Raw genomic sequence first — 26,176 nt, forward strand, 5'->3', positions numbered from 1 at the left:
GCGCTTAGTTGGCAGCAGCCTTGGTTGCCGCTCGCTCTTTGGCAACCAGTTGGTCAGCCAGTTTCAGCGCCTGCTCGGCACCACCGGCAGAGCCGATGTCAAAGCGGTACTTGCCGTTGACGATCATGGTTGGCACGCCAGTGATTTCGTACTTCTTGGCAAGTTCGCGAGCTTTGACGATCTGACCCTTGATAGCGAACGAGTTGAAGGTGGCCAGGAACTTGTCCTTGTCGACACCCTGGGTCGCAAGGAAGTCAGCCATATCCTGTGGATCGGTCAGCTTCTTGTGTTCTTTCTGAATTGCGTTGAATACCGCAGCGTGAACCTTGTGCTCGACACCCATCGCTTCCAGGGTCAGGAACATTTGACCGTGAGCGTCCCACGGGCCGCCGAACATGGCCGGAATACGGACGAAGTTGACGTCGGACGGCAGTTTTTCAACCCATGGGTTGATCACTGGTTCAAACGCGTAGCAATGCGGGCAGCCATACCAGAACAGCTCGACCACTTCGATCTTGCCAGGCTCTGCCACCGGCACCGGGTTGGCCAGTTCCACGTAAGGGGCGGCAGGTGCTTCGGCGGCTTGAGCGGTCACGCCGAACAGGCTGGCAGCGACGAGAGCGGCGCTGATGATCAGATTACGCATGCTTTACTCCTGGACAATTTGGGTCGCCTCGCGCGACCTGTTTTCAGACAGATCCTGGCGGGCATGAGTTCTGTAGTGTAACGGCAGCGGCCACAAAAAAGGGCGGCCAAAGCCACCCTTTTTATACTTGCTGCGACGGATTAATCGAGCGTTAACGTTGCACGAGATCTATCGCTGCCAAATGCTCTTAGTGCAGACCTTGAATGTAGCTGGAGACCGCAGCAATATCTTCGTCGCTCAGGCGCTTGGCGATGGTCTGCATGGTCATGGTGTCGCCGTCGTTGGTGCGGCCACCTTCTTCCTTGCGGAAATCGGTCAGTTGCTTGGCGATGTATTGAGCGTGTTGGCCACCCAGGTGTGGGAACCCGGCGGCGGCGTTGCCAGCGCCATTCGGCGAATGGCAGCCAGTGCAGGCTGGCAGGCCTTTGGCCAGGTTGCCGCCACGGAACAGCGCTTCACCGCGAGCGACGATCTTCGGATCGGCGGCGCCGACGCTGCCTTTCTGGCTGGCGAAGTAGGCGGCGATGTCGGCCAGGTCCTGATCGCTCAGGTTGGTCAGCAGGCCGGTCATTTCCAGAACGGTGCGCTTGCCCGACTTGATGTCGTGCAGTTGCTTGGTCAGGTAGCGTTCACCTTGGCCGGCCAGTTTCGGAAAGTTTGGCGCCATGCTGTTCCCGTCCGGGCCATGGCAGGCTCCGCATACGGCGGCTTTTGCCTGGCCTGCTGCGGCATCACCGGCAGCATGGGCGAAGCCTGAGATTCCCACGGTCAACAGCAGACTCACGATCAATTTGTTCATCAGCTAATCCAACTACGGCTAAGGGTTAAGTTATGGACCGGGTTTACTCGCTCATCCACAGGATGATGGCTTGGTAATCCTCGGCACTGCAGTCCATGCACAAACCACGCGGCGGCATCGCCTTGAAACCCTGGGTCACGTGTTGCGCCAGCGTCTCCATACCTTTCGCCAACCTCGGCGTCCAAGCTTCCTGATCGCCTCTTTCGGGCGCCATGGGTAGTTGGCCGGAATGACAGGCACCACAAACACGGTTGTACACAGCTTCCGGATCCTGTGTAGCCTGTGCGCTGTAAAGCGGCATCAAGACTCCGGCAGCCAGCAGCCATTTCGTCATAAAACGACCTTTTCAGGGTTGAGAGCGTTCTGCGTTCTAATGCGCAATCAAAGTCTGTCGCTCTCGTGAACTTCATCCTTCGCTGGGACAAAGCACACACAAAATCTGCGGCATTATATACTGGCGTCACTGAAACGGAAGCGACACCGCGTTCCGCGCCCAATCCCGGCGCCGCCCACATCGGAAATCCCATGCAACTCAAGAATCCCATCCTCGGCCTGTGCCAACAGTCCACGTTTATGCTCAGTGCCGCCAAAGTCGATCAATGCCCTGACGACGAAGGCTTCGAAGTAGCGTTCGCCGGTCGTTCCAACGCCGGCAAATCCAGCGCGCTGAACACTTTGACTCACGCTAGTCTGGCGCGCACCTCGAAAACCCCAGGTCGCACACAGCTGTTGAACTTCTTCAAGCTAGACGAAGATCGCCGTCTGGTCGACCTGCCGGGCTACGGTTACGCAAAAGTACCGATCCCGCTGAAGATGCACTGGCAGCGTCACCTTGAGGCTTACCTCGGTGGCCGCGAGAGTTTGAAGGGTTTGATTCTGATGATGGACATCCGTCATCCAATGACCGACTTCGACCTGCTGATGCTCGACTGGGCCGTTGCGGCCGGCATGCCGATGCACATCCTGCTGACCAAGGCCGACAAACTCACCTACGGCGCAGCCAAGAACACCCTGCTCAAAGTGCAGTCGGAAATCCGCAAGGGCTGGGGCGATCTGGTCACCATCCAGCTGTTCTCCGCGCCAAAACGCATGGGCCTGGAAGAGGCCTACACTGTACTGGCCGGCTGGATGGAACTGGCAGACAAAGGCGCCGAGGCGGCAGCCGAGTAAGTCGGGATATGGAAATTTGTTTGTAGTGTGTTCAGGCAAGGCGAAAGCACGGTGAAAAGCGGCCGGGGTCGCGCTCGACTTTAGGGGACCTAAATGAGCATTTGAGCTGTGCTTTCAACGCAGCATGAGCGCGCTACAGACAAATTTTGGGCAAAAAAAGCCCCGGATTTCATTGGGGAGGGAGAAATTCCGGGGTTTAAGTTCCGAACCGCTAGGGCGGGGTTCAGATATCTGCCAACACTTAACACAACATAGGAGCATCGAAGGGCTTCACCAGCCATTCAGTATCTCTGAGTGGTGTCCTTCCAGATTAGTTCAGATTTTTTTCAAAAAGCTTTGGAATAATCCCAAGCGCTTTTCGAAATAAGCAGGTTTTACTGGCGTTGCCGCGACAAAAGGTCGCGGCAAACCGTGTTCAAAAGCCTCAGTGAGCCTCATCCCAATTGTTGCCCACACCCACTTCGACCAGCAGCGGGACATCCAGTTTCGCCGCCTCGCTCATGTGCACGCGAATCTCGGCACTGACTTGTTCGACCAGATCCTCACGAACCTCCAGCACCAGTTCATCGTGCACCTGCAGGATGACTTTGGCGTCCAGCCCGGATGTCGCCAGCCAGTTATCCACCGCCACCATGGCTTTCTTGATGATGTCGGCAGCCGTGCCCTGCATCGGCGCGTTGATCGCTGTGCGCTCGGCAGCGGCGCGTTCCTGCGGCTTGTTCGAGTTGATCTCCGGCAGGTACAGACGACGACCGAAAAACGTCTCGACATAACCCTGATCCGCTGCCTGCGCGCGGGTGCGATCCATGTATTCGCGAACCCCCGGATAACGGGCGAAGTAGGTATCGATGTAAGCCTTGGCGGTCTTGGTATCGACGCCGATGTCCTTGCCGAGTTTTTGTGCGCCCATGCCGTAGATCAGGCCAAAGTTGATCGCTTTGGCGCCACGGCGCTGGTCGGAGGTCACTTCATTGAGCTCGACCTTGAACACTTCGGCAGCGGTGGCGGTGTGCACGTCCAGATTGTTGCGGAAGGCATTCATCAGGCCTTCGTCCTTGGACAGGTGCGCCATGATTCGCAGTTCGATCTGCGAATAGTCCGCCGCCAGCAGTTTGTAGCCCTTTGGCGCGACGAACGCCTGACGGATGCGCCGGCCTTCCGCGGTGCGCACCGGGATGTTCTGCAGGTTTGGATCGCTCGAGGACAAACGCCCGGTCGATGCCACAGCCTGGTGATACGAGGTGTGGACACGCCCGGTGCGCGGATTGATCTGCTCCGGCAGGCGATCGGTGTAGGTGCTTTTCAGCTTGCTCATCGACCGGTGCTCCATCAGCACCTTCGGCAAGCGGTGATCGTCTTCAGCGAGCTTCGCTAGCACTTCTTCAGCGGTGGACGGTTGGCCCTTGGCGGTCTTCTTCAATACTGGCAGGCCGAGTTTCTCGTAGAGAATCACGCCCAACTGCTTCGGCGAGCCAAGATTGAATTCTTCCCCGGCGATCTCGAAGGCTTCGCGCTCCAGCGCGACCATTTTGTTGCCCAGCTCGATGCTCTGAATGCCGAGCAACTCAGCGTCAACGAACGCGCCTTGGCGCTCGATGCGGGCGAGAACGGGCACCAGCGGAATCTCGATGTCGGTCAGCACGCTGGCCAGGCTCGGGATCGCGCTGAGCTTTTCAAACAAAGTCTGGTGCAGGCGCAGGGTGATATCAGCGTCTTCGGCGGCGTACGGCCCGGCCTGTTCCAGGGCGATCTGGTCGAAGGTCAGCTGCTTGGCGCCTTTGCCGGCGATGTCCTGGAAGCTCACGGTGGTGTGGTCCAGGTACTTCTGCGCGAGGCTGTCCATGTCGTGGCGGGTGGCGGTGGAGTTGAGCACGTAGGACTCAAGCATCGTGTCGAAGGCGATGCCGCGCACGTTGATGCCTTGGCTCTGATCGCCGCCGATGGCGCAGTTGGCCAAAATGTTCATGTCGAACTTCGCGTGCTGGCCGACCTTGAGCTTGCTCGGATCTTCCAGAATCGGCTTGAGTGCGCGCAGCACGGTGTCGCGATCCAGCTGTTCCGGCACGCCGATGTAGGAGTGGGTCAGCGGAATGTACGCGGCTTCGTTGGCCTGCACGGCGAACGACAGGCCGACCAGTTGCGCCTGCTGCGCGTCGATGCCGGTGGTTTCGGTGTCGAAGGCGAACAGCTTGGCGTTGTTGAGTTTTTCCAGCCAGACGTCGAAGCGCGCCTGATCAAGGATGGTTTCGTAGGCAGCTTCGGCGGGAGCAGCAGGCGCTTCTTCCGCTGGTGCGCTGAACAGATCGCCGGCCAGCGCAGGTTCGCTGGCTGCGCTCAGTTCCAGACGTTTGGCGTCGCGATCGAGATCGTTGATCCAGCTTTTGAATTCCAGCAGCGAGTACAGTTCGTAGAGCTTGGCCGGGTCTTCGGCGCCCATCTGCAAATCATCGAGTTCAACGTCCAGTGGCACGTCGACCTTGATGGTCGCCAGTTGATAGGAGAGGAACGCCATCTCCTTGTGCTCCTCAAGCTTGGCTGGCAGGGTCTTGGCGCCGCGAATCGGCAGGGTCGGCACGATGTCGAGATTGGCGTACAGCTCGGTGAGGCCGCCATTCACGCCGACCAGCAGGCCGGACGCGGTTTTTGGGCCGATGCCGGGAACGCCCGGAATGTTGTCAGACGAATCGCCCATCAGCGCCAGATAATCGATGATCTGCTCCGGAGCGACGCCGAATTTCTCCTTAACGCCCTCCACGTCCATCGAGCTACCGGACATGGTGTTGACCAAAGTAATGTGGCCATCGACCAGTTGCGCCATGTCCTTGTCGCCGGTGGAGATGATCACCGGGCGATCCGCCGCCGCGCTGCTGCGCGCCAGGGTGCCGATCACGTCGTCAGCCTCGACGCCTTCCACGCACAGCAGCGGGAAACCGAGGGCGATCACGCTCTGGTGCAGCGGCTCGATCTGCACGCGCATGTCGTCGGGCATGCTTGGGCGGTTGGCTTTGTATTCGGCGTACATTTCATCGCGAAATGTCCCGCCCTTGGCGTCGAACACCACGGCGAACGGGCTGTCCGGGTACTGCTTGCGCAGACTCTTGAGCATGTTCAGCACGCCTTTGACCGCACCGGTCGGCAGGCCTTTGGAGGTGGTCAGTGGTGGCAGCGCGTGAAAGGCGCGGTACAGGTAAGACGAACCGTCCACCAGGACGAGGGGGGCTTGGCTCATGAGCAGGATCAACCTTTTCGGCGGGTCCGGCGCTAGAATAGCGGGACCGTTGACGACAAAGGGACAAGGTTATCATGCGTACGTTAAATCGCTTGCTGCTGGTCGGTCTGATTGCTGCCTCACCGTTGGCCGCGATGGCGGCGGATGATGCGCCGTCAAAGGAGCCGGAAGTTACCATTAACACGCACACGGAAGGCGACAAGGTTATCCAGGAATACAGTCGCAGTGGTTTCGTCTATGCGATCAAGGTCACGCCAAAGGGTGGCAAACCGTATTTCCTGGTGCGCGCCGATGGTACGGACGCGAACTACATTCGCTCCGACCAGCCGGATATGCTGATTCCGTCGTGGGAAATCTTTACCTGGAAGTAAGTTTCCCGACTTTTAATCGGCGTCGCCTGACCGCGACGCCTGAACTGAGCAGTTTTTGACCATGTCTGTGTTCACTCCCCTGGCTCGGCCCGAGCTGGAAACCTTTCTCGCCCCTTACGGGCTTGGCCGTCTGCTTGATTTCCAGGGGATCGCCGCCGGCAGCGAAAACACCAATTTCTTTATCAGCTTGGAGCAGGGCGAATTCGTCCTGACTCTGGTCGAGCGTGGCCCGGTGCAGGAGATGCCGTTTTTCATCGACCTGCTCGACGTGCTGCACGAAGCCGACTTGCCGGTGCCGTACGCACTGCGCACCACCGACGGCGTGGCGTTGCGTGATCTGAAAGGCAAACCGGCACTGCTGCAACCGCGACTGTCCGGCAAGCACATCAAAGTCGCCAATGCTCAGCATTGCGCGCAGGTCGGCGAGTTGCAGGCGCATCTGCATCTGGCGACCCAGGGCGAGCGCATGATCAAGCGCAAGACTGATCGTGGCCTCGACTGGATGCTGGAGGAGGGCAACGAGTTGCTCTCGCACCTGAGCGATGAGCCGCGTGCCTTGCTGCAAAAGGCGCTGGATGAAATCACCGAGCGCAAAGAGAAGATTCTCGCGCTGCCTCGGGCCAACATTCATGCCGACCTGTTTCGCGATAACGCGATGTTCGAAGGTACGCACCTGACCGGGCTGATCGACTTCTACAACGCCTGCTCGGGGCCGATGCTGTATGACGTGGCGATTGCGTTGAACGACTGGTGTTCGGACGAGGACGGTCTGATCGATGGGCCGCGTGCCCGCGCATTCCTTGGCGCTTATGCGGCGCTGCGACCATTCACGGCGGCGGAGGCCGAGTTGTGGCCGACCATGCTGCGCGTGGCGTGCGTGCGGTTCTGGCTGTCGCGGTTGATCGCGGCGGAGCAGTTTGCCGGGCAGGATGTGTTGATTCACGATCCCAAGGAGTTTGAGCAGCGCTTGGCGCAGCGGCAGCAGGTTCACACACCGTTACCTTTCGCCCTTTAAAAGCATCGCGAGCAGGCTCACTCCTATAGGGGTTAGGTGATCTCTTGTAGGAGTGAGCCTGCTCGCGATTGAGGCGAAGCCGAATCAGCCTTAAAGCGATTCCAGGCAGCCCGCCATATCGTTACCCAACTTCTCCAGCACTTGCTCATAGCCCTGAGCCGTAGCCGGGGTGTACCCGCCCAACGCATCCAGCTCAGCCAGTTTCACCGGCAGGCCAGCCACCAATGTTTCGGCCAAACGCGGCCGCAACGGCGGCTCGCTGAACACACACGTCTTGCCGACTTCCTGCAAGCGCTTGCGCATCGCCGCGACATGTTGCGCGCCCGGCTGCACTTCGGCGGCCACGCTGAACACGCCGGCATGCTTCAGGCCGTAAGCCTCTTCAAAGTAATCAAACGCCTCGTGAAAGACGAAGTACGGCTTGCCTCCAACGCTGGCCAGACGCTTCTTCAAACGCTGATCCAATGCGTCCAGACGCTCATCAAACGCCTTGGCATTGCTCTGATAACGCTCAGCATTCGCCGGATCAACGGCGCTGAGGTCAGCGGCCATCTTGTCGGCAATCACCCGCGCATTGACCGGCGACAACCACAAATGCGCATCGAGCGTGCCAGGACGGTGATCGTGATCATGCTCGTCAGCCTCTTCGGCGTGGGAGTGGCTGTCCTCAGCGAAACGCCGCAGTTTCATTCCTGGCAGATCCTGCACCGCGACGCTCGGCAGCGTCCGACCGTTCAACACGCGCGGCAGAAAGCCTTCCATGTCCGGGCCGATCCAGTAGAGCAGATCCACCGATTGCACCTTCCGTACGTCGGATGGCCGCAGGGCGTAATTGTGTGGCGAAGCACCCGGCGGCAGCAGCACTTCGGGAATCGCTACGCCGTCCTGCACGGCTGCTGCAATCAACTGCAACGGTTTGATGCTGGTGAGGACTTTGACCTCGGCCTGAGCCGAACCGATCAGCAGAAAACTGGCGACAAAAGCCACAAAAACAGAAAAAAGTCGGGACACGATGACCACTCAAGGAGGCGAGAACGGGTAACATAATAACGTCTCTATCAAAACTCGTCGCCGCCCATGCCTATTACACCGATTGCCAGCCGTCCCCACGACCACTCTCATTGCGTGCACAGCGCTTTGTCCGAGGCCGATACCTTGTGCGCCCAGAAAGGCTTGCGCCTGACCGCGTTGCGCCGCCGGGTGCTGGAATTGGTGTGGCAGAGCCACAAACCGCTGGGCGCCTACGACATTCTTGCCGTGCTGAGCGAGCAGGATGGCCGCCGCGCCGCGCCGCCGACCGTGTATCGCGCGCTGGATTTCCTTCTGGAAAACGGCCTGGTGCACCGCATCTCCTCGCTCAACGCCTTCGTTGGCTGCGTGCACCCGGAGCACGCGCATCAGGGTCAGTTCCTGATCTGTCGCGATTGCCACGCCGCCATCGAACTTGAGCAAAAAGTGATCAGCGACGCGATCATCAACAGCGCCAAAGACGTTGGTTTCATCGTCGAAGCGCAGACCGTCGAAGTCGTCGGCCTGTGTTCCGGTTGCCAGGGGGCTTGATGAGCAATGCGCTGATCCGTCTGGAGCAGGTCGCCGTCACGTTTGCCGGGCAGGCTGTGCTGGACAACATCGAGCTGAGCGTCGAGCCGGGGCAGATCGTCACCCTGATCGGCCCCAACGGCGCCGGCAAGACCACGCTGGTGCGCGCCGTGCTCGGCTTGCTCAAGCCGGACAGCGGCAGTGTCTGGCGCAAGCCGAAGCTGCGCGTCGGTTACATGCCGCAAAAACTCCACGTCGATCCGACCTTGCCGTTGTCGGTGCTGCGCTTTCTGCGCCTGGTTCCGGGCGTTGACCGCCCGCGTGCGCTGGCTGCGCTGAAAGAAGTCGGCGCCGAACACGTCATCGATAGCCCGGTGCAAAGCGTTTCCGGCGGCGAAATGCAGCGCGTGCTGCTCGCTCGCGCGTTGTTGCGCGAGCCGGAATTGCTGGTGCTCGATGAACCGGTGCAAGGTGTCGACGTCGCCGGCCAAGCGGAGTTGTACAGCCTGATCACCCGTCTGCGCGATCGTCATGGTTGTGGCGTGTTGATGGTGTCCCACGATTTGCATCTGGTGATGAGCACCACCGACCAGGTGGTCTGCCTCAACCGTCATGTCTGCTGTTCCGGGCATCCCGAGCAGGTCAGCGGCGATCCTGCGTTCGTCGAGCTGTTCGGCAAGAACGCGCAGAGCCTGGCGGTTTATCACCACCATCACGACCACGCTCACGACCTGCACGGTTCGGTGGTCAAAGGGCCGGTTATTGGCCAACCTCACGTTCACGGAGACAACTGCAAGCATGGCTGATTTTCTGTTGTATGCCCTGCTTGCAGGTCTGGCGCTGGCGATCGTTGCAGGTCCGCTGGGTTCGTTTGTGGTCTGGCGGCGCATGGCCTATTTCGGCGACACCTTGTCCCACGCCGCGTTGCTGGGTGTGGCGCTGGGCTTTCTGCTGGATGTCAGCCCGACCGTTGCGGTGACCGTAGGCTGTCTGTTGCTGGCGGTGCTGCTGGTCACATTGCAACAGCGTCAACCGCTGGCGTCCGACACGTTGTTGGGAATTCTCGCACCGAGCACGCTCTCTCTCGGCCTGGTGGTACTAAGCTTCATGCATGAAGTGCGGATCGACCTGATGGCCTATCTGTTTGGCGACCTGCTGGCGATCAGCCCGACCGATCTGGCGTGGATCCTCGGTGGCAGCGCGGCGGTGCTGGTGTTGCTGGTGACACTGTGGCGGCCATTGCTGGCGATCACCGTGCACGAAGAGCTGGCCAAGGTTGAAGGTCTGCCGGTGGCGGGCCTGCGCATGGCGCTGATGCTGTTGATCGCGGTGGTGATTGCGGTGGCGATGAAAATCGTCGGAGTGTTGCTGATTACTTCACTGTTGATCATCCCGGCGGCTGCGGCACAGCGTCACGCCCGCTCGCCGGAGCAGATGGCACTGGGCGCAAGCCTGCTGGGCATGCTCGCCGTGTGTGGCGGGCTGGCGTTGTCGTGGTTCAAGGACACCCCGGCCGGCCCGTCAATCGTTGTGACGGCGGCCGCACTGTTTCTGTTGAGTTTTGTTCTGCCCCGTCGTGGGGTGTAGACTTGGCCGCTTTTTGCGCAAATAGAGAGTCGCAGGAATGAAGCCGTTCGCCTCCCGTTATCTGCTCCTTGTCGCATTTTCAGTGCTACTGGGCGCCTGCCAAAGCACGCCGCCGGTGGCCGAAGTCCCCGATGCGCGAGCTGCGGCCATCGCACAGCTGGAGCAAAGCCTGGCCAGCAGCGAGCTGGCCACTGCCGAAGATCAGTTGGCCGCTTTGCAGAAAGAAACCCCCAACGATCAATCCCTTGAGCAATACCAGCGGCAATTGGCCGAAGCGTATCTGCGTCGCAGCCAGATTGTGCTGCAGAAGGGCGATGTGAATGCTGCCGCTACGGCGTTAAGCCGTGCCCGCGCGTTGATGCCGAAAGCGCCGGCGCTGACCGGTGGCGTCAACGGTGCCATTACTGAAGCGCGCAAGGCTGAGCTGGAAAAGGCTGAGGCTGCATTGCTGGCCGCCGAGGCCAAGCCGAAAGCCAAAGTAATTGATCCGACTGCCGAGAGCACCACGGTTGCGCTGAACATCACCGATAGCCGCAAACTTCGTCGGCAACTCGACGCGATCGCCGCTGATGTAGTGAATTACGAGTGTGGGGTGACCATTCAGGCGCCACGGACCAATGATTATCCTTGGTTAGCGACGTTGCTGACCAAGCGGGTCAAGAAATTAAATCCGGATTTTGATCTGAAGATTGTGAAGCAAACTCTGCGCACAGTACCGGCGCAGATGGTCTTGAGTCCGCGTAAACCTTAAAAGCTTCGTCGGAACGCCGCCCGGAGCAAGCTCGCTCCCACATTTGATCTCGGGCCTGACACAAAATCTGTGTTCAGCAGAGATCCCTTGTGGGAGCGAGCTTGCTCGCGAAAGCGTCCTTTCAGCCAGCGAAGATCTTAAGCCGGAATGGCCTTCGCCTTAGGCTCGCGATCCCAAACCCGATGCTGCCCGATCGCCGCAAAGAACGGCTTGGTCAACGCTGGCACATCCTTGCCTTGCAGCAATCCGTCATCCGTCTCCAGTTTCAGCAGATCCTGCAACTGATTCGCATCACCCTGCAACGCAATCGCCTTCAGATGCTTGTACGCCTCCAGCAGGTAATGCAACGCCACGCCGTCGCCGCTCAACGCTTTCACCGACGCCGCGCCACCCGGCACAAACACCGCATCGAAGATCACCGACGGCATGCCTTCCATCGACGCATCCACCGCCAGGGTTTTGCCCTCAGCGGTCTTCACCGGCGCTGAAGTTGGGCCGAGCAACTTGGCATGCGCACCCTCAGCCGCCAATGCCTTCCTCATTGCATCAATCGCCGCACCATCGACGCCGTTAGCGGCAAGAATTGCAACTTTTCGCGTCTTGATGTTTTCTGGCAGCAAATTAGCCTGACTCAATGACGGCGAGTGATCGAAAGACACCTTGCGCGCATCCACTGTGCCTTTGGCAGGCGCCGGCAAGCCCAGATTAGCCGCCACACGCTTGGCCAGTTCCAGATCGATATTGGCGAGAATCTCGTTCACCTCCCGCGCACGGATAAATTCACGCTCTACCTTGCCCAACTCGAAGCTGTAGGCCGCAATGATGTGCTCCTTCTCGTGATCGCTCATGCTGTTGAAAAATAGCGTCGCTTGGGAGAAGTGATCGCTGAACGACTCGCTGCGCTGGCGGATCTTGTTCGCGTCGATGCGTTCCGGATAACTCTCGAAGCCACCGTCCTGTGCGGCCGGCGGGGTTTCTTTCGGCCAGCCACCATCAATCGAGTTAGGCTCATACGAGGCGCGGCCTTTGTCGATCACCGTGCGGTGCTGCGCATCACGCTGGCCATTGTGGAACGGCGCCACCGGCCGGTTGATCGGCAACTCATGAAAGTTCGGCCCGCCGAGTCGGCTGATTTGCGTGTCGGTGTAGGAAAACAGCCGACCTTGCAGCAGTGGATCATTGGAGAAGTCGATGCCGGGCACGATGTGGCCAGGGCAGAACGCGACCTGCTCGGTCTCGGCGAAGAAGTTGTCCGGGTTGCGGTTCAGGGTCATCTTGCCCAGCGGCGTGATCGGCACGATTTCTTCGGGGATCAGCTTGGTCGGGTCGAGGATGTCGAAATCGAAGTCGTGCTCGTTTTCCTCCTCGATGATCTGTACGCCGAGTTCCCATTCCGGGTAATCGCCCATCTCGATCGCTTCCCAGAGGTCGCGACGGTGGTAGTCGGTATCTTTACCGGCAAGCTTCTGCGCCTCGTCCCACACCAGCGAACAAGTGCCGGCGGTAGGGCGCCAGTGGAATTTGACGAAGCGCGATTTGCCCTCGGCATTGATCAGGCGGAAGGTGTGCACGCCGAAGCCCTGCATGCTGCGCAGGCTTTTCGGGATCGCCCGGTCGGACATCGCCCAGATGACCATGTGCGCCGATTCCGGGACCAGCGAAACGAAGTCCCAGAAGGTGTCGTGAGCCGAGCCGCCGGTAGGGATTTCGTTGTGCGGCTCGGGTTTCACCGCGTGGACGAAGTCGGGAAATTTGATCGCGTCCTGAATGAAGAACACCGGCATGTTGTTGCCAACCAGGTCGAAGTTGCCTTCATCGGTAAAGAACTTCACCGCGAAACCGCGCACGTCACGTACGGTATCGCCGGAACCACGCGGGCCCTGAACCGTGGAAAAGCGCACGAACACCGGGGTCTTTTTCCCCGGATCCTGTAGGAACCCGGCCTTGGTCAGCGTCGAATGGTTCTCGTAGGCCTGAAAGAAACCATGCGCCCCGGTGCCGCGTGCGTGGACGATGCGTTCCGGGATCCGCTCATGGTCAAAATGCGTGATCTTTTCCCGCATGATGAAATCTTCAAGCAGCGACGGCCCGCGCGGGCCGGCCTTGAGGGTGTTCTGGTTGTCGGCAATCTTCACACCCTGGTTGGTGCGCAGCGCCTGGCCAGTGGCGTCGGAGCGGAATTTCTCCAGGCTGTCGAGTTTGGCGTTGGTGTTGGCGCGATCCGGGGCATCGGTTCCGGCCATCTGGCTTTTATCGGTCGTAGGCTTCTTGCTCATCAGTCGTAAACTCCTCGGTTGACCCCGTGGTTTGCCGGGGACTCTTGAGTGGTTCCCGGGCACGGCACCCAGGGTTTTCAAGTCGCTTACTTAGTGACTGATGAGGCGTTGGGGGCGTTCCTTTTTTATGACCTTTGATCTTGTTATTGCCAAATCGAAGGTTAATTGCGAAATAAATGCTAAGAACCTCTATACGGACAGGCTAAAATGCGCGCCCGGCTAACCGCTGATCCTTTTCTAACGCGCCCCACAAGGTTCGCTACGTGATCGAGTTTCAAAACGTCCACAAGACTTACCGCGTCGCCGGTAAGGATATTCCCGCGCTGCACCCGACCAGTCTCTCTATCGAGAACGGGCAGGTGTTCGGCCTGATCGGCCATTCCGGCGCGGGCAAAAGTACCCTGCTGCGTCTGATCAATCGCCTGGAAGACTCCAGTGGCGGCAAGATCATCGTCGACGGCGAAGAAGTCACCGCACTGGACGCCAACGGCCTGCGCCGTTTCCGTCAGCAAGTCGGGATGATCTTCCAGCACTTCAACCTGCTTGCCTCCAAGACCGTGGCCGACAACGTTGCGTTGCCGCTGACCCTGGCCGGCGAACTGTCGGGCGGCGAGATTGACAAGCGTGTTGCCGAATTGCTGGCGCGGGTCGGTCTGTCCGACCACGCCAAGAAGTACCCGGCGCAATTGTCCGGTGGCCAGAAGCAGCGCGTCGGCATTGCCCGCGCCCTGGCGACCAAGCCGAAGATTCTGCTGTGCGACGAGGCCACCAGTGCCCTCGACCCGCAGACCACCGCTTCGGTCCTGCAATTGCTGGCCGAGATCAACCGCGAACTGAAACTGACCATCGTCCTGATCACCCACGAGATGGATGTGATCCGTCGCGTTTGCGATCAAGTGGCCGTAATGGACGCTGGTGTGATCGTCGAGCAAGGTTCGGTCGCCGATGTGTTCCTGCATCCAAAACACCCGACCACCAAGCGTTTTGTGCAGGAAAGCGAGCAGATCGACGAAAGCGAACAGCGTGATGACTTCGCTCACGTGCCGGGCCGCATTGTGCGTCTGACCTTCCAGGGCGAAGCGACCTACGCGCCGCTGCTCGGTACCGTCGCCCGGGAAACCGGCGTCGACTACAGCATCCTCGCCGGTCGCATCGACCGCATCAAAGACATTCCGTACGGGCAATTGACCCTCGCCGTCACCGGTGGCGACATGGAAGCGGCCTTCGCCCGCTTCACCGCCGCTGACGTTCACATGGAGGTATTGCGCTAATGGAAGACCTGATCAGTTTCTTCACCAATATCGACTGGTACGAAATCTGGCTGGCAACCGGCGATACGATGCTGATGCTCGGTGGTTCGCTGCTGTTCACCGTATTGCTCGGCCTGCCGCTGGGCGTGTTGCTGTTTCTGTGCAGCCCGCGTCAGTTGCTGGAAAACCGTGGCCTCTACGCATTCATGTCGCTGGCGGTGAACATCCTGCGTTCGCTGCCGTTCATTATTCTGTTGATCGTGATGATCCCGTTCACCGTGCTGATCACCGGCACGTCGCTGGGCGTGGCCGGTGCGATTCCGCCATTGGTAGTCGGTGCGACACCGTTCTTCGCGCGTCTGGTGGAAACCGCGCTGCGTGAAGTCGATCGCGGGATCATCGAAGCGACCCAGTCGATGGGCGCGACCACGCGGCAGATCATCATGAACGCTTTGCTGCCGGAAGCCCGCCCGGGCATCTTCGCGGCGATTACGGTGACGGCGATTACACTGGTGTCCTACACGGCGATGGCCGGTGTGGTCGGCGCCGGTGGTCTGGGTGACCTGGCGATCCGTTTCGGTTACCAGCGTTTCCAGACTGACGTGATGATCGTCACCGTGGTGTTGCTGTTGATTCTGGTGCAAGTGCTGCAGATGGTCGGTGATCGACTGGTTGTGCATTTCTCGCGCAAATAACCGGTTTTGTAATCAAGAGATGAGCCGGCCATTCGCTGGCAGGCGCCAGACGGGCGCCTCATAAGGAGTTAGCTGAATGAAAAAACTGATCGCTGCTTTTGCTGCCGTTGCAGCATTCTCGGCCCACGCCGAAACCCTGACCGTTGCCGCCACCCCGGTGCCGCACGCGGAAATCCTTGAGTTCGTGAAGCCGGCGTTGGCCAAAGAAGGTGTGGATCTGAAGGTCAAGGTCTTCACCGACTACATTCAGCCGAACGTACAGGTCGCGGAAAAGCGTCTGGACGCCAACTTCTTCCAGCACCAGCCGTACCTCGATGAGTTCAACAAGGCCAAGGGCACTAGTCTGGTTGCCGTGACCGGTGTGCACCTGGAGCCGCTGGGCGCCTACTCGAGCAAGCTCAAGGATCTGAAGGATCTGCCAAGCGGTGCCAAGGTAGTGATTCCGAACGACGCCACCAACGGCGGCCGTGCCCTGTTGCTGCTGGCCAAGGCGGGCGTGATCACTCTGAAGGATCCGACCAACATCCTGTCGACCGTCAAAGACATCGCGACAAACCCGAAAGACCTGAAAATCCGTGAACTGGAAGCCGCGACCATCCCGCGTGTGCTCACCCAGGTCGATCTGGCGCTGATCAACACCAACTACGCGCTGGAAGCCAAGCTCGATCCGTCCAAGGATGCGCTGGTAATCGAAGGCAACGACTCGCCGTACGTGAACATCCTCGTGTCCCGCGCGGACAACAAGGACAGCGATGCGATGCAGAAACTCGCTGCTGCGCTGCACAGCCCGGAAGTGAAGAAATTCATTACCGAGAAGTACAAAGGCGCAGTATTGCCGGCGTTCTGATTGGGTTGTTGCAACGAAAAAGGGGACGCCATGTGCGTCCCCTTTTTTGTCTCTGGTGTTTGGCTTTGGACCTGCTGTGACGCTGCCCCTCACCCCAGCCCTCTCCCAGAGGGAGAGGGGGCCGACCGAGGTGTCTTGCGTTCTACATCGACCTGAAAGATCCAGTCGATTATGGGTTCGGCACTGCACATCGATCTGAACGATCTTGGCGATTATGGATTCAGCACAGCGCTTTCAGGTCGGCGTATTTCGTCAGCATCCCCCAATCAGTCCCCTCTCCCTCTGGGAGAGGGCTAGGGTGAGGGGCTTTTGCCTTTAGGCGATTACTTGCGGTTAAGCATGACCGGCAGCTGCGCAACCAGTTTGGCATTGTTCAACGGCGCCCGAATAAACCCACGCTGCGTCCCGTCCGGCCCGATCACCGCAAGATTCCCGCTATGGTCGACGGTGTAATTCGGCTTGCTCGTATCCGCTGGAATAAAAGGAATACTCACCGCGTTCGCCACCTTCTGCAGCTCTTCAATCGAAGTCGGTGTCAGGCCAATGAACTGCGGATCAAAATAGCCCAGGTACTGCTTTAACTGCTTGGGGTTATCGCGGTTCGGGTCAACGCTGACCAGCACGATCTGCAACTTGTCCACAGCGTCTTTCGGCAGTTCACTCTTGATCTGCCGCAGCTGCGCCAACGTTGTCGGGCAGATGTCCGGGCAGAAGGTGTAGCCGAAGAACAGCAGGCTCCACTTGCCTTTCAACTCGTTGATCGCCACCGGTTTGCCGTCCTGATCGGTCATCGTCACGTCCGGCAGATTGCGGCTCTGCGGCAGCAGGATAATGCCGGCGTCGATCAGCGCAGTCGGGTCGCCCTGGCCCTTGCCGCTCAGCACTTTGTTGACGGTAAGTCCCAGGATCAGCGCGATCACGGCGACGAGGATGAAGACGGTTTTCTGGGTTCGAGTCATAGGTTCAACAGTAAGTAGTGGTCTACGAGCAGGGCGATGAACAACAGGAACAAGTACCAAATAGAGTACTTGAAGGTGTTGATCGCCGCGTGCGGCCGAGTGCCACGGTACAGCACCACGGCCCATTGCAGAAACCTCGCGCCCAAGCAGAGCGCGCAAATCAGGTAGAGCATGCCGCTCATGTGAATCACGTAAGGCAGCAGACTCACCGCCAGCAGCGCGAAGGTGTAGAGCAGAATGTGCACCTTGGTGTAGTGCTCGCCGTGGGTGACTGGCAGCATCGGGATGTCGGCCTTGGCGTATTCCTCCTTGCGATGAATCGCCAGCGCCCAGAAGTGCGGTGGGGTCCAGGCGAAGATGATCAGCACCAGCAACAACGGTTCGGCGCTGACGTGGCCGGTGGCTGCGGTCCAGCCCAGTAATGGCGGGGCAGCACCGGCGAGGCCACCGATGACGATGTTCTGCGGCGTCGCGCGTTTGAGGAAGCCGGTGTAAATCACTGCATAACCAAGAAGCGAAGCCAAGGTCAGCCAAGCGGTCAGCGGATTGGTGAAAGTCAGCAACAACGCCTGACCGAGCAACGCCAGCACCAAGGCAAACGTCAGTGCCGCCGCCGGTGAAACCCGGCCCTCGGCTAGCGGCCGTTTATGCGTACGCGCCATCACCGCATCGATGCGCCGATCCACCACATGGTTGACCGCCGCCGCACCACCGGCACACAGGGCAATCCCCAGATTGCCGAACACCAGCACCGTCCACGGCACCCCGGCACGGGTCGCGAGGAACATGCCAACCAGCGAGGTGATCAGCATCAGCACCACGACTTTCGGTTTGGTCAGCTCCAGATAATCACGCCAGATCGCCTGATGCGGGCGCTCGCCAATCAGAATCGCCACGGCGTTTCTCCTTTTATGGTGATGGGCGCGGCCGCGTGTTTGCGCGGGCTCAGGCGCCAGCGCGCGAGCACCGGTTGTTTGACCCGGACCAGGCTGGTGCGCGCGTGGTAATTGACCAGCACCATGGTCAGCAACAGCGCCGCGCCGCCAGCGTTATGCGCGACCGCCACCGGCAGCGGCAGATGGAACAGCACGTTGCTGATGCCGAGGGTGATCTGCGCTGCGAGGGCAATAAGCACCAGCCCGGCCAGCCGCGTCATGCCAACCACTTTCAATTGCCAGGCGAGGCCGAGCAGCACCAGCGTCACCAGCAGCGCGCCGATACGATGAGTCAGGTGAATCGCCGTGCGTGCATCGCTGTCGAGTTGTCCGCCGAGATAATTCGGGCCGATGTGTTGAGTCAGGTGAAAACCGTTGGCGAAATCCGCTGGCGGCAGCCATTGCCCGTGGCAGGTTGGGAAATCGATGCAGGCCACCGCCGCGTAGTTGGAACTGACCCAGCCACCCAGCGCGATCTGGCCAATCACCAACAACAATCCCGCTGTCGCCCAATACTGCAAACGCTTGGGCACGGTCAGTGCCGGCAGTACGCCGGACAGTCGTAAGGTCAGCAAAAACAGCAAACTCAACGTCGCAAAACCGCCGAGCAAATGCCCGGTGACCACTTGCGGCCAGAGTTTGAGCGTCACCGTCCACATGCCGAACGCCGCTTGCGCGAACACCACCGCGAGCAGAAACAGCGGCAGCTTCAACGGCTGCCCCGGATGACGTCGATTGACCCACGCGCGCCCGGCCAGAATCGAAATGAGCAGGCCGAGGGTGCCGGCGAAGTAGCGGTGGATCATCTCGTTCCAGCCCTTGTGCGCCTCCACCGGTGAGTCGGGGTAATGCAGTTCGGCATGGGCCAGTTGCGCTTCGCTTTTCGGCACGCTGATAAACCCGTAGCAACCCGGCCAGTCCGGACAGCCGAGGCCGGCGTGGGTCAGGCGCGTATAGGCGCCGAGCAGCACCACAATCAGCGCCAGCAGGGTGGCAAACAGCGCGAGGCGAAATCCAGGTTTGGCCATGACGATGCCCTTATCCGATGTTCGACAGTTTCAGCAGGTGACGCAGGTCGTTGAGCAGATCCTTGCCTTTCACATTCGGCTCGTAACGCAGTACGAGATTGCCGTGGGGGTCGATGATCCACAGCTGCGGCGTGGCTTTGTCGCCCGTGGTTTTACTGAACGATGTAGCGTCCAGCGGATAGCGTTGCAGCTGTGGATATTCGCGGTTGAGCTTGGCCTCGTAATCGGCGCTCACCGGTTGCGCCATGGCGAGAGCGTGGCTGGCGCGGCCGGCATCGCGACCGAGGCCGATCTGGATCTGCCGCGCCAGATACACCAGTTGCTGGCAATCCACCGCGCAATCCTTCGGCGCGGTGACCAGCATCTGCCAGCGCTCTTCATCGGCTTGCACGCCGAGGTCGACGCGGGTCTGGCCGTTGCCGATCAGTTCGCCGTGATAGCTGCGACCCTCCGGCACCCAGAACTGCAATTTGTACATGCCGGTGGCGAGCACCATCGGGCCAATCACGCCGAGCAATATCAGCAGCAATTGAATGCGCCCGCGACGACGGGTGGCGGCAGGTTTCGCCTCAGACATGCTGGGTGGATTCATGGCCGTTCCCATGGTGTTTCTCCTTTGCGTTGTGCAAGCCCAAATAGACGTAGAGGCCGAGCAGGGCGGTGGCCATGGCGAACCACTGCACGGCGTAACCGAGGTGTTTTTCCGGGCCCATGGCGACCACCGGCCAATCGGCCTCGTAGCTGGCCGGGCCGGGTTCGGCGCGTAACTCGTAGGTGAAGCCGTCGCGCTCAAGGGTTTTCCACAGCTTGGCGGGTTCGACGGCAGTGATGGTTTGCGGCCAGGTGTTGCTGACCGGATCGGCATGAAGTTGAAAAGTGACGCCGGGGGCGACGTAGACCCAGGCATCGACATTCAAGGCTTCGGAAGGCGTGGTGAATTGCGGCGGCACGCGGCGGTCCGGCCACGGCAGCCAGCCGCGATTAACCAGCAGCCACAGGCCTGTACGTTGATCCTGAAACGGTTGCAGCAGCTCGACGCCGACCTTGCCGTTACGCTGACGGTTATCCAGCAGCAAGCTGTGCGCGGCATCGAACTGGCCGTGCAGATGCACGCGGCGATAAGCCGGATCAGCGCTATTGAGAAGTTCGCTGCTGGCCATCGGTTCGGCCGCGCGGCGTTCGGCGTAGCTGGTGAGCAGAGCGGTTTTCTCGGCACCCCGGCTCAATTGCCAGAAGCCTAGCGAAACCAGCAACGGCAGCAACAACGCCACCACCACGGTCGGTATCACGCCCGGGCGAAAGCGCTTCATGGCTGTGCCACAAAGTCAGTCGTTGCGATCGCTATACTCAATTGCATCGCCTGTCCCCCGGAGTTCTTCCCATGCTCAAAACAGCCATCGTCCTGATGCTGATTGCCACGGTGATCAGCCTGTTCAGCGGCCTGTTTTTCCTGGTCAAGGACGACAGCAGCTCCAATCGCCTGGTCATCGCCTTGAGTGTTCGGGTGGCATTGGCCGCCGCCACCGTCGGCTTGATCGCCTGGGGCTTTTACAGCGGCCAACTGGTGTCGCATGCGCCTTGGTAGTGGTGATCCTCAGAGTACGTAGACGAAGATAAACAGACCGATCCAGACCACGTCGACGAAGTGCCAATACCAGCTCGCCGCTTCGAAGCCGAACTGGTGCTCGTTGTCGAAGTGGCCCTTCATGATGCGCATCAGCATCACGAACAGAATGATCGTGCCGATGGTCACGTGGGCGCCGTGGAAACCGGTGAGCATGAAGAACGTCGCGCCATAAATACCGGAACCGAGGGTCAGGCCCAGTTCGTGGTAGGCGTGCATGTATTCCTCAGCCTGGAAGCCGAGAAACGCGCAGCCCAGCAGCACGGTGATCGCCAGCCAGATTTTCAGTGCGCCGCGATGGCCCTTTTTCAGCGCATGGTGGGCGATGGTGATGGTCACGCTGGAGCTGACCAGCAGAATTGTGTTGATCAGCGGCAGCCCCCACGGGCTGATGACTTCTTTTGGCGGCGGGAACAGTTTCGGATCCGGCGTGTGCAGCAACGGCCAGGTGAACTGGAAGTTCGGCCAGAGCATGTGCGCGATGCCTTTGGTGCCCTCACCGCCGAGCGCCGGTCCGGAGACGTGCCGCACGTAAAACAGCGCACCGAAGAAGGCGACGAAGAACATCACTTCGGAGAAGATGAACCAACTCATGCCCCAGCGGAACGAGCGATCCAGCTGCGGGCTATAAAGTCCCGCGCGGCTTTCCTTGATCACCGCCCCGAACCAGCCGAACAGCATGTACGCCAGCAACAGGCCACCGACGAAAAAGATGTACGGGCCGTGGGATTCCGGGCGCGCTGCCTTCAGATCGTTAAACCAGGTGGCGAGGCCGTACACAGTGATGGCCATGCCGAATGTCGCGATGATCGGCCATTTGCTTTGCGGCGGAACGTAATAATGCTCATGAGTTGCCATTTATTGTTCTCCTTATCGGGCACGCTCAACCGCCAGTGTTTACAGCCACCGGCGGATGTCGGGCGGTGATATCGAACAGCGTGTAGGACAGCGTCAGGTGCTTCACTTCCTTGGGCATGTCGCGGTCAACAATGAAACGCACCGGCATCTCGATCTGCTGACCGGGCTGCAGCACCTGCTGGGTAAAGCAAAAGCATTCGGTCTTGTGGAAATACGCCGCCGCGTTACTCGGCGCGATGCTCGGCACGGCTTGCGCACTCATCGGTTTGTCGGTGGGGTTGCGCGCGATGAAGATCATCTCGTTGACCGCGCCGGGGTTGGCGGTGAGTTCGTCATGCTTGGGGTAAAAGTCCCACGGCATGTCGACGTTGTTGGTCGACAGAAACTGCACACGCACCTGGCGCGAAGTGTCGACCACCTGCTCACCCTCGTACTGCCCGGCGGTCTTGCCGTTGATGCCGAAGGCTTTGCACATCACGTCGTAGATCGGCACCAAGGCAAAACCGAAGACAAACATCGCCACCACCACCCCGAGCAGGCGGGTGACGAGTTTTTTCATCGAGATCGAATCAGCCATGGTTCATGCCTCCCCACCAAACCCTGTAGGAGTGAGCCTGCTCGCGATGGGTGCACCGCGGTGTGCCCGACACACCGCCATCGCGAGCAGGCTCACTCCTACAAAAGCCAAGCGTTTCATTTCACTTCCGGCGGTGTGGTGAAGGTGTGATACGGCGCCGGGGACGGCACGCTCCACTCCAGACCTTCCGCACCATCCCACGGTTTGGCCGGTGCTGGCGGGCCGCCGCGAATGGTCTTGATGACGATGAACAGGAAGAAAATCTGCGTCGCACCGAACATGAACGCGCCAATCGACGAGACCATGTTGAAGTCGGCGAATTGCAGGTTGTAGTCCGGAATCCGCCGCGGCATTCCCGCAAGACCGACGAAGTGCATCGGGAAAAAGGTCAGGTTCATGCCGACGAACGACAGCCAGAAATGCAGCTTGCCGAGGGTTTCGTCGTACATGTGGCCGGTCCATTTCGGCAGCCAGTAGTAGGTCGAGGCGAAGATCCCGAAGATCGCCCCCGGCACCAGCACGTAATGGAAGTGCGCGACCACAAAGTAGGTGTCCTGGTACTGGAAGTCTGCCGGGGCGATGGCCAGCATCAACCCGGAGAAACCGCCGATGGAAAACAGGATCACGAACGCCACCGCGAACAGCATCGGCGTTTCGAAGGTCAGCGAGCCTTGCCACATGGTGCTGGCCCAGTTGAACACCTTCACCCCGGTCGGCACCGCGATCAACAGCGTGGCGTACATGAAGAACAGCTCGCCCACCAGCGGAATGCCGACCACGAACATGTGGTGCGCCCAGACAATGAACGACAGGAAGGCGATGCTCGCCGTCGCGTAGACCATCGAGGTGTAGCCGAACAGCGGCTTGCGCGAGAAGGTCGGGATGATCGAGCTGACGGCGCCGAAGGCCGGCAGGATCATGATGTACACCTCGGGATGGCCGAAGAACCAGAACACATGCTGGAACAGCACCGGGTCACCGCCACCGGCAGCGCTGAAGAAACTGGTGCCGAAGTGGATGTCCATCAGCATCATCGTCACGCACCCGGCCAGCACCGGCATCACCGCGATCAGCAGGAACGCAGTGATCAGCCAGGTCCAGACGAACAGCGGCATTTTCATCAGCGTCATGCCGGGTGCGCGCAGATTGAGGATGGTGGCGATCACGTTGATCGCGCCCATGATCGAACTGATGCCCATCAAGTGGATGGCGAAGATAAAGAAGGTCACGCTTTCCGGTGCGTAGGTCGTCGACAGCGGCGCATAGAACGTCCAGCCGAAGTTCGGCCCGCCACCGGGGGTGAACAGCGTCGACACGAGGATCAGGAACGCCGCCGGCAACAGCCAGAAGCTGAAGTTGTTCATCCGGGGCAAGGCCATGTCCGGCGCGCCGATCATCAACGGGATCATCCAGTTGGCGAGGCCGACAAACGCCGGCATCACCGCACCGAAGACCATCACCAGACCGTGCATGGTGGTCATCTGGTTGAAGAACGCCGGCTCGACGATCTGCAAGCCGGGCTGGAACAGTTCGGCGCGAATCACCATCGCGAACGTACCGCCGAGCAGAAACATGGAGAACGCAAACCACAGGTACAGCGTGCCGATGTCCTTGTGGTTGGTGGTCAGCACCCAGCGCATCAGGCCTTTGGCGGGGCCGTGGGCGTGGTCGGCATGACCGTGGTCATCAATGACAGCGCTCATGGCCGGTCTCCTTTACGTGAGTGGATGAGGCAGGCCGGGGCGCTCTGCCCCGACCGGTTCACGAGGTACGCGATAGACCGGCTCATTTGCTTTCCGCCTGTTTCAGCTCCAGCACTTCTTTTGGCGTGACCATGTCGCCCTTGTTGTTGCCCCAGGCGTTACGTTCGTAGGTCACGACCGCTGCGATATCGACTTCCGACAGCTGCTTGCCGAACGCCGCCATGGCGGTGCCGGGCTTGCCGTGGAAGACAATGCTCAAGTGGCCTTCTTTCGGTCCGGTGGCGATTTTCGAGCCTTTGAGCGCCGGGAACATCGGCGGCAGGCCCTGACCTTCGGCCTGGTGACAGGCGACGCAGGTGGTGTGATAGATCTTGTCGCCGCGTTCCTTGAGTTCGTCGAGGGTCCATTCCTTGCTGGTCAGCTCTTTGAGCTGCGCAGCCTCGGCTTTGCGCTCGGCGAGCCATTTGTCGTAGTCGGCCTTCTCTTTGACCTCGACCACGATCGGCATGAAGCCGTGATCCTTGCCGCACAATTCGGCGCACTGGCCACGGTAGATGCCGGGCTTGTCGATGCGCGTCCACGCCTCGTTGACGAATCCCGGGATCGCATCGCGTTTCACCGCGAAGGCCGGCACCCACCAGGAGTGAATGACGTCGGCGGAAGTCACGAGGAAGCGCACTTTGGCGCCGGTCGGCAGCACCAAGGGCTTGTCGACCTCGAGCAAGTAATGCTCGCCCTTGGTTTCCTTGTTGTGAATCTGTTCGGCGGGGGTGGCCAGGTTGCTGAAAAACTCGACGTCCTGGCCCAGGTATTTGTAGTGCCACTTCCACTGATAACCGGTGATCTGGATATCGATATCCGGCTCACTGGTGTCGTACATCTTGATCAGGGTGGCGGTCGCCGGTACGGCCATCGCCACCAGAATCAGGAACGGTACGACGGTCCAGAGAATTTCGACGGTAGTGCTTTCGTGGAATTTTGCGGCGACCTGCCCGGTAGAACGGCGGTGCACCATCATCGACCAGAACATGGCGCCGAAGACGATGATCCCGATCACCACACAGATCCAGAAAATGGTCATGTGCAGGTCGAATACTGCGTGACTGATTTCAGTCGCTCCAGGCGCCATATTTACAGTCCAGGCAGCGTGTGCCGGACTGAAAATCGACCACAACAGGAGGCCCATCCAGACGTGTGGATGTCGCATCATTGCGGGTTCCCCTTATCGTTCTTGTTATCCCGCCGGCTTTCGCCTGCGGCAAGGGAGCGGCTGCATCAGACTACGAACTTGAATCGCCGGGCCTTGCTGCGGGTGCAGTCGGGCGTCATCAGCTAACTCCATTCAATGGCGAGTATAGACAGCGACGGGAAATTGCAATGTGCGCACGTAAATGAACTGAAACAGCTGGCACTTGCGTTCAAGGGCACGAATGGAGAAGGATGCAGACGAGTGGTGGCAAACCGATATAACGCAGGTGCATCAAGGATGAAATAATTATGACAAATGCGTCTTAGCATTTTTCGTAAGCCAGCTAAGTTATGTCTTCCCTATTTCATTGCCTTGTTTCCTGGAGTTTTCATGAACACCGCCGCATTGCGCGAGCAGATCCAAAAAGCCCAACAACACGAAAAAGAAACCGGCCTGCTGACCCGTCAGCTGGAAAGCAAGCTGCCTCATTTACACCCGGCGATCCAATTGCCGGAAGCCGACGCCAACGGTGTGCTGACGCGTTTTGTCGCCGCATACATTGATGAAGTGCCAGACCTGCTGGATGCAGCCAATGAAGTTGCCAGGGAAGCGGGAATCGAATCGCAGATCAAACCGGTGCTGAAAATCGCCGAGCAGTATTTCCTCCAGCCGCCAGCCATCATGGCCGGGCACGTTGGCCTGGACAGCCTGCTCGACGAAGCCTATCTGGCGCACCGTTTTGTCGAAGAGGTCAACGACCTGTACATCAAGCATTTCGGCCAGCCACTGATCCCCTTGGACATGACGGTCGCTAACTTGATTGCTCACCAATTGATCGGTGAGGAATTTGCCAACCAACTGGACGAAGCGGTGCATCACGCCATCGACGAGATGCTCAACGACGAGAGTTTTGCCCTGGAATCGGTAGAAGCCTACCGCGGCAAACTCAGCAGCCCGGACACCGGCGCCGCGTGGAAACGCTGGCCGTGCATGGGCCGCCGACTGGGTGTGGGCCTGGAACTGGACCAGCCTGCCGCCTGAGTTACACACAATCCAATGTAGGAGTGAGCCTGCTCGCGATGGCGATAGATCATTCAACATCTCTGTTGACTGACCCACCGCCATCGC

General features: G+C 59.7%; 27 protein-coding genes. 12 read left to right on the forward strand and 15 right to left on the reverse strand.

What is annotated here, in order from left to right:
* Window positions 1-4 precede the first annotated feature (4 nt).
* From HU754_RS01300 to HU754_RS01310, 3 genes are all read right to left on the reverse strand, one after another.
* A complete protein-coding gene (locus HU754_RS01300; RefSeq protein ID WP_007911777.1) occupies window positions 5-646 on the reverse strand; it encodes a thiol:disulfide interchange protein DsbA/DsbL in 642 nt (213 codons plus the stop codon).
* 187 nt (window positions 647-833) lie between these two features.
* Entirely contained in the window at window positions 834-1,445 is a 612-nt protein-coding gene (locus tag HU754_RS01305) for a c-type cytochrome (protein WP_008081240.1), read from the reverse strand.
* Between the two features lie 43 nt (window positions 1,446-1,488).
* Window positions 1,489-1,779 carry a c-type cytochrome gene (locus HU754_RS01310; protein ID WP_186620357.1) on the reverse strand — a complete coding sequence of 97 codons (291 nt, stop codon included), beginning with the start codon at window positions 1,777-1,779 and terminating at the stop codon, window positions 1,489-1,491.
* Between the two features lie 191 nt (window positions 1,780-1,970).
* Here HU754_RS01310 and yihA point away from each other — a divergent pair, with 191 nt between their 5' ends.
* Entirely contained in the window at window positions 1,971-2,615 is a 645-nt protein-coding gene (yihA, locus tag HU754_RS01315) for a ribosome biogenesis GTP-binding protein YihA/YsxC (protein ID WP_008081236.1), read from the forward strand.
* A 424-nt stretch (window positions 2,616-3,039) separates the two neighbouring features.
* Here the strand turns inward: yihA and polA are convergent, their stop codons facing one another.
* Entirely contained in the window at window positions 3,040-5,844 is a 2,805-nt protein-coding gene (polA, locus tag HU754_RS01320) for a DNA polymerase I (protein ID WP_093429505.1), read from the reverse strand.
* A 74-nt stretch (window positions 5,845-5,918) separates the two neighbouring features.
* Between polA and HU754_RS01325 the strand changes: the two genes are divergently transcribed.
* Both HU754_RS01325 and HU754_RS01330 read left to right on the forward strand, forming a co-directional pair.
* Window positions 5,919-6,215: a DUF2782 domain-containing protein gene (locus HU754_RS01325; RefSeq protein WP_093429504.1), complete on the forward strand. Its 297-nt coding sequence runs from the start codon at window positions 5,919-5,921 to the stop codon at window positions 6,213-6,215.
* Window positions 6,216-6,276: 61 nt separating this feature from the next.
* Window positions 6,277-7,230 (forward strand): homoserine kinase, encoded by a 954-nt coding sequence (locus HU754_RS01330; RefSeq protein WP_093429503.1) that lies wholly within the window; start codon window positions 6,277-6,279, stop codon window positions 7,228-7,230.
* A gap of 90 nt (window positions 7,231-7,320) precedes the next feature.
* Here HU754_RS01330 and HU754_RS01335 read toward each other — a convergent pair whose 3' ends face one another.
* Window positions 7,321-8,241, reverse strand: coding sequence for a zinc ABC transporter substrate-binding protein (locus HU754_RS01335; protein WP_186620362.1), 921 nt, complete (start codon window positions 8,239-8,241; stop codon window positions 7,321-7,323).
* Window positions 8,242-8,307: 66 nt separating this feature from the next.
* Here HU754_RS01335 and HU754_RS01340 point away from each other — a divergent pair, with 66 nt between their 5' ends.
* From HU754_RS01340 to HU754_RS01355, 4 genes are read left to right on the forward strand one after another with little or no spacing between them, the layout of a single operon-like run.
* Window positions 8,308-8,790, forward strand: a complete 483-nt coding sequence (locus tag HU754_RS01340; RefSeq protein WP_007911760.1) for a Fur family transcriptional regulator — start codon at window positions 8,308-8,310, stop codon at window positions 8,788-8,790.
* Entirely contained in the window at window positions 8,790-9,575 is a 786-nt protein-coding gene (gene znuC / locus HU754_RS01345) for a zinc ABC transporter ATP-binding protein ZnuC (protein WP_007911759.1), read from the forward strand. Before HU754_RS01340 ends, znuC begins: the two co-directional genes overlap by 1 nt.
* Window positions 9,568-10,356 (forward strand): zinc ABC transporter permease subunit ZnuB, encoded by a 789-nt coding sequence (gene znuB / locus HU754_RS01350; protein WP_007911758.1) that lies wholly within the window; start codon window positions 9,568-9,570, stop codon window positions 10,354-10,356. Before znuC ends, znuB begins: the two co-directional genes overlap by 8 nt.
* Window positions 10,357-10,393: 37 nt before the next feature.
* Window positions 10,394-11,107: a PA5502 family lipoprotein gene (locus HU754_RS01355; protein ID WP_093429501.1), complete on the forward strand. Its 714-nt coding sequence runs from the start codon at window positions 10,394-10,396 to the stop codon at window positions 11,105-11,107.
* A gap of 137 nt (window positions 11,108-11,244) precedes the next feature.
* On the opposite strand, the gene katE is transcribed toward HU754_RS01355, so the two are convergent.
* The gene (katE, locus tag HU754_RS01360; protein ID WP_186620443.1) at window positions 11,245-13,386 is read right to left on the reverse strand and encodes a catalase HPII; all 2,142 of its coding nucleotides are present in this window, start codon (window positions 13,384-13,386) and stop codon (window positions 11,245-11,247) included.
* A 260-nt stretch (window positions 13,387-13,646) separates the two neighbouring features.
* Between katE and HU754_RS01365 the strand changes: the two genes are divergently transcribed.
* The 3 genes from HU754_RS01365 (at window position 13,647) to HU754_RS01375 (ending at window position 16,175) form a co-directional block, all read left to right on the forward strand.
* A complete protein-coding gene (locus tag HU754_RS01365; RefSeq protein ID WP_099757627.1) occupies window positions 13,647-14,654 on the forward strand; it encodes a methionine ABC transporter ATP-binding protein in 1,008 nt (335 codons plus the stop codon).
* Complete coding sequence (locus HU754_RS01370) at window positions 14,654-15,328, forward strand: methionine ABC transporter permease (protein WP_016986455.1); 675 nt, start codon at window positions 14,654-14,656, stop codon at window positions 15,326-15,328. The genes HU754_RS01365 and HU754_RS01370 overlap by 1 nt, the downstream gene beginning before the upstream one ends.
* A gap of 76 nt (window positions 15,329-15,404) precedes the next feature.
* The gene (locus HU754_RS01375; protein ID WP_186620363.1) at window positions 15,405-16,175 is read left to right on the forward strand and encodes a MetQ/NlpA family ABC transporter substrate-binding protein; all 771 of its coding nucleotides are present in this window, start codon (window positions 15,405-15,407) and stop codon (window positions 16,173-16,175) included.
* A gap of 323 nt (window positions 16,176-16,498) precedes the next feature.
* On the opposite strand, the gene HU754_RS01380 is transcribed toward HU754_RS01375, so the two are convergent.
* Genes HU754_RS01380 through HU754_RS01400 form a run of 5 tightly spaced genes read right to left on the reverse strand, consistent with a single transcriptional unit; the run spans window position 16,499 to window position 20,407 of the window.
* Window positions 16,499-17,134, reverse strand: a complete 636-nt coding sequence (locus HU754_RS01380) for an SCO family protein (protein WP_008081211.1) — start codon at window positions 17,132-17,134, stop codon at window positions 16,499-16,501.
* Window positions 17,131-18,030 (reverse strand): heme o synthase, encoded by a 900-nt coding sequence (gene cyoE, locus HU754_RS01385; protein ID WP_093429498.1) that lies wholly within the window; start codon window positions 18,028-18,030, stop codon window positions 17,131-17,133. The genes HU754_RS01380 and cyoE overlap by 4 nt, the downstream gene beginning before the upstream one ends.
* Window positions 18,018-19,097, reverse strand: a complete 1,080-nt coding sequence (locus tag HU754_RS01390; protein ID WP_095113101.1) for a COX15/CtaA family protein — start codon at window positions 19,095-19,097, stop codon at window positions 18,018-18,020. The genes cyoE and HU754_RS01390 overlap by 13 nt, the downstream gene beginning before the upstream one ends.
* A 10-nt stretch (window positions 19,098-19,107) precedes the next feature.
* Window positions 19,108-19,701 (reverse strand): PA_0111/PP_0108 family redox-active disulfide protein, encoded by a 594-nt coding sequence (locus tag HU754_RS01395; protein ID WP_186620364.1) that lies wholly within the window; start codon window positions 19,699-19,701, stop codon window positions 19,108-19,110.
* Window positions 19,667-20,407: an SURF1 family protein gene (locus tag HU754_RS01400; RefSeq protein WP_186620365.1), complete on the reverse strand. Its 741-nt coding sequence runs from the start codon at window positions 20,405-20,407 to the stop codon at window positions 19,667-19,669. The genes HU754_RS01395 and HU754_RS01400 overlap by 35 nt, the downstream gene beginning before the upstream one ends.
* Window positions 20,408-20,478: 71 nt before the next feature.
* Here HU754_RS01400 and HU754_RS01405 point away from each other — a divergent pair, with 71 nt between their 5' ends.
* Window positions 20,479-20,682 (forward strand): twin transmembrane helix small protein, encoded by a 204-nt coding sequence (locus HU754_RS01405; RefSeq protein ID WP_007911731.1) that lies wholly within the window; start codon window positions 20,479-20,481, stop codon window positions 20,680-20,682.
* 9 nt (window positions 20,683-20,691) lie between these two features.
* Here the strand turns inward: HU754_RS01405 and HU754_RS01410 are convergent, their stop codons facing one another.
* The 4 genes from HU754_RS01410 to coxB form a co-directional block, all read right to left on the reverse strand.
* Window positions 20,692-21,579 (reverse strand): cytochrome c oxidase subunit 3, encoded by an 888-nt coding sequence (locus tag HU754_RS01410; RefSeq protein ID WP_093429494.1) that lies wholly within the window; start codon window positions 21,577-21,579, stop codon window positions 20,692-20,694.
* A gap of 25 nt (window positions 21,580-21,604) precedes the next feature.
* Window positions 21,605-22,156: a cytochrome c oxidase assembly protein gene (locus tag HU754_RS01415; RefSeq protein ID WP_186620366.1), complete on the reverse strand. Its 552-nt coding sequence runs from the start codon at window positions 22,154-22,156 to the stop codon at window positions 21,605-21,607.
* A gap of 116 nt (window positions 22,157-22,272) precedes the next feature.
* Window positions 22,273-23,859 carry a cytochrome c oxidase subunit I gene (gene ctaD / locus HU754_RS01420; RefSeq protein WP_034152254.1) on the reverse strand — a complete coding sequence of 529 codons (1,587 nt, stop codon included), beginning with the start codon at window positions 23,857-23,859 and terminating at the stop codon, window positions 22,273-22,275.
* A gap of 82 nt (window positions 23,860-23,941) precedes the next feature.
* Entirely contained in the window at window positions 23,942-25,069 is a 1,128-nt protein-coding gene (gene coxB / locus HU754_RS01425) for a cytochrome c oxidase subunit II (RefSeq protein WP_108224870.1), read from the reverse strand.
* A gap of 369 nt (window positions 25,070-25,438) precedes the next feature.
* Between coxB and HU754_RS01430 the strand changes: the two genes are divergently transcribed.
* Window positions 25,439-26,089 (forward strand): hypothetical protein, encoded by a 651-nt coding sequence (locus HU754_RS01430; RefSeq protein ID WP_093429493.1) that lies wholly within the window; start codon window positions 25,439-25,441, stop codon window positions 26,087-26,089.
* Window positions 26,090-26,176 lie beyond the last annotated feature (87 nt).

The sequence above is a fragment of the Pseudomonas zeae genome (genome assembly GCF_014268485.2).
GTDB lineage: Bacteria > Pseudomonadota > Gammaproteobacteria > Pseudomonadales > Pseudomonadaceae > Aquipseudomonas > Aquipseudomonas neuropathica.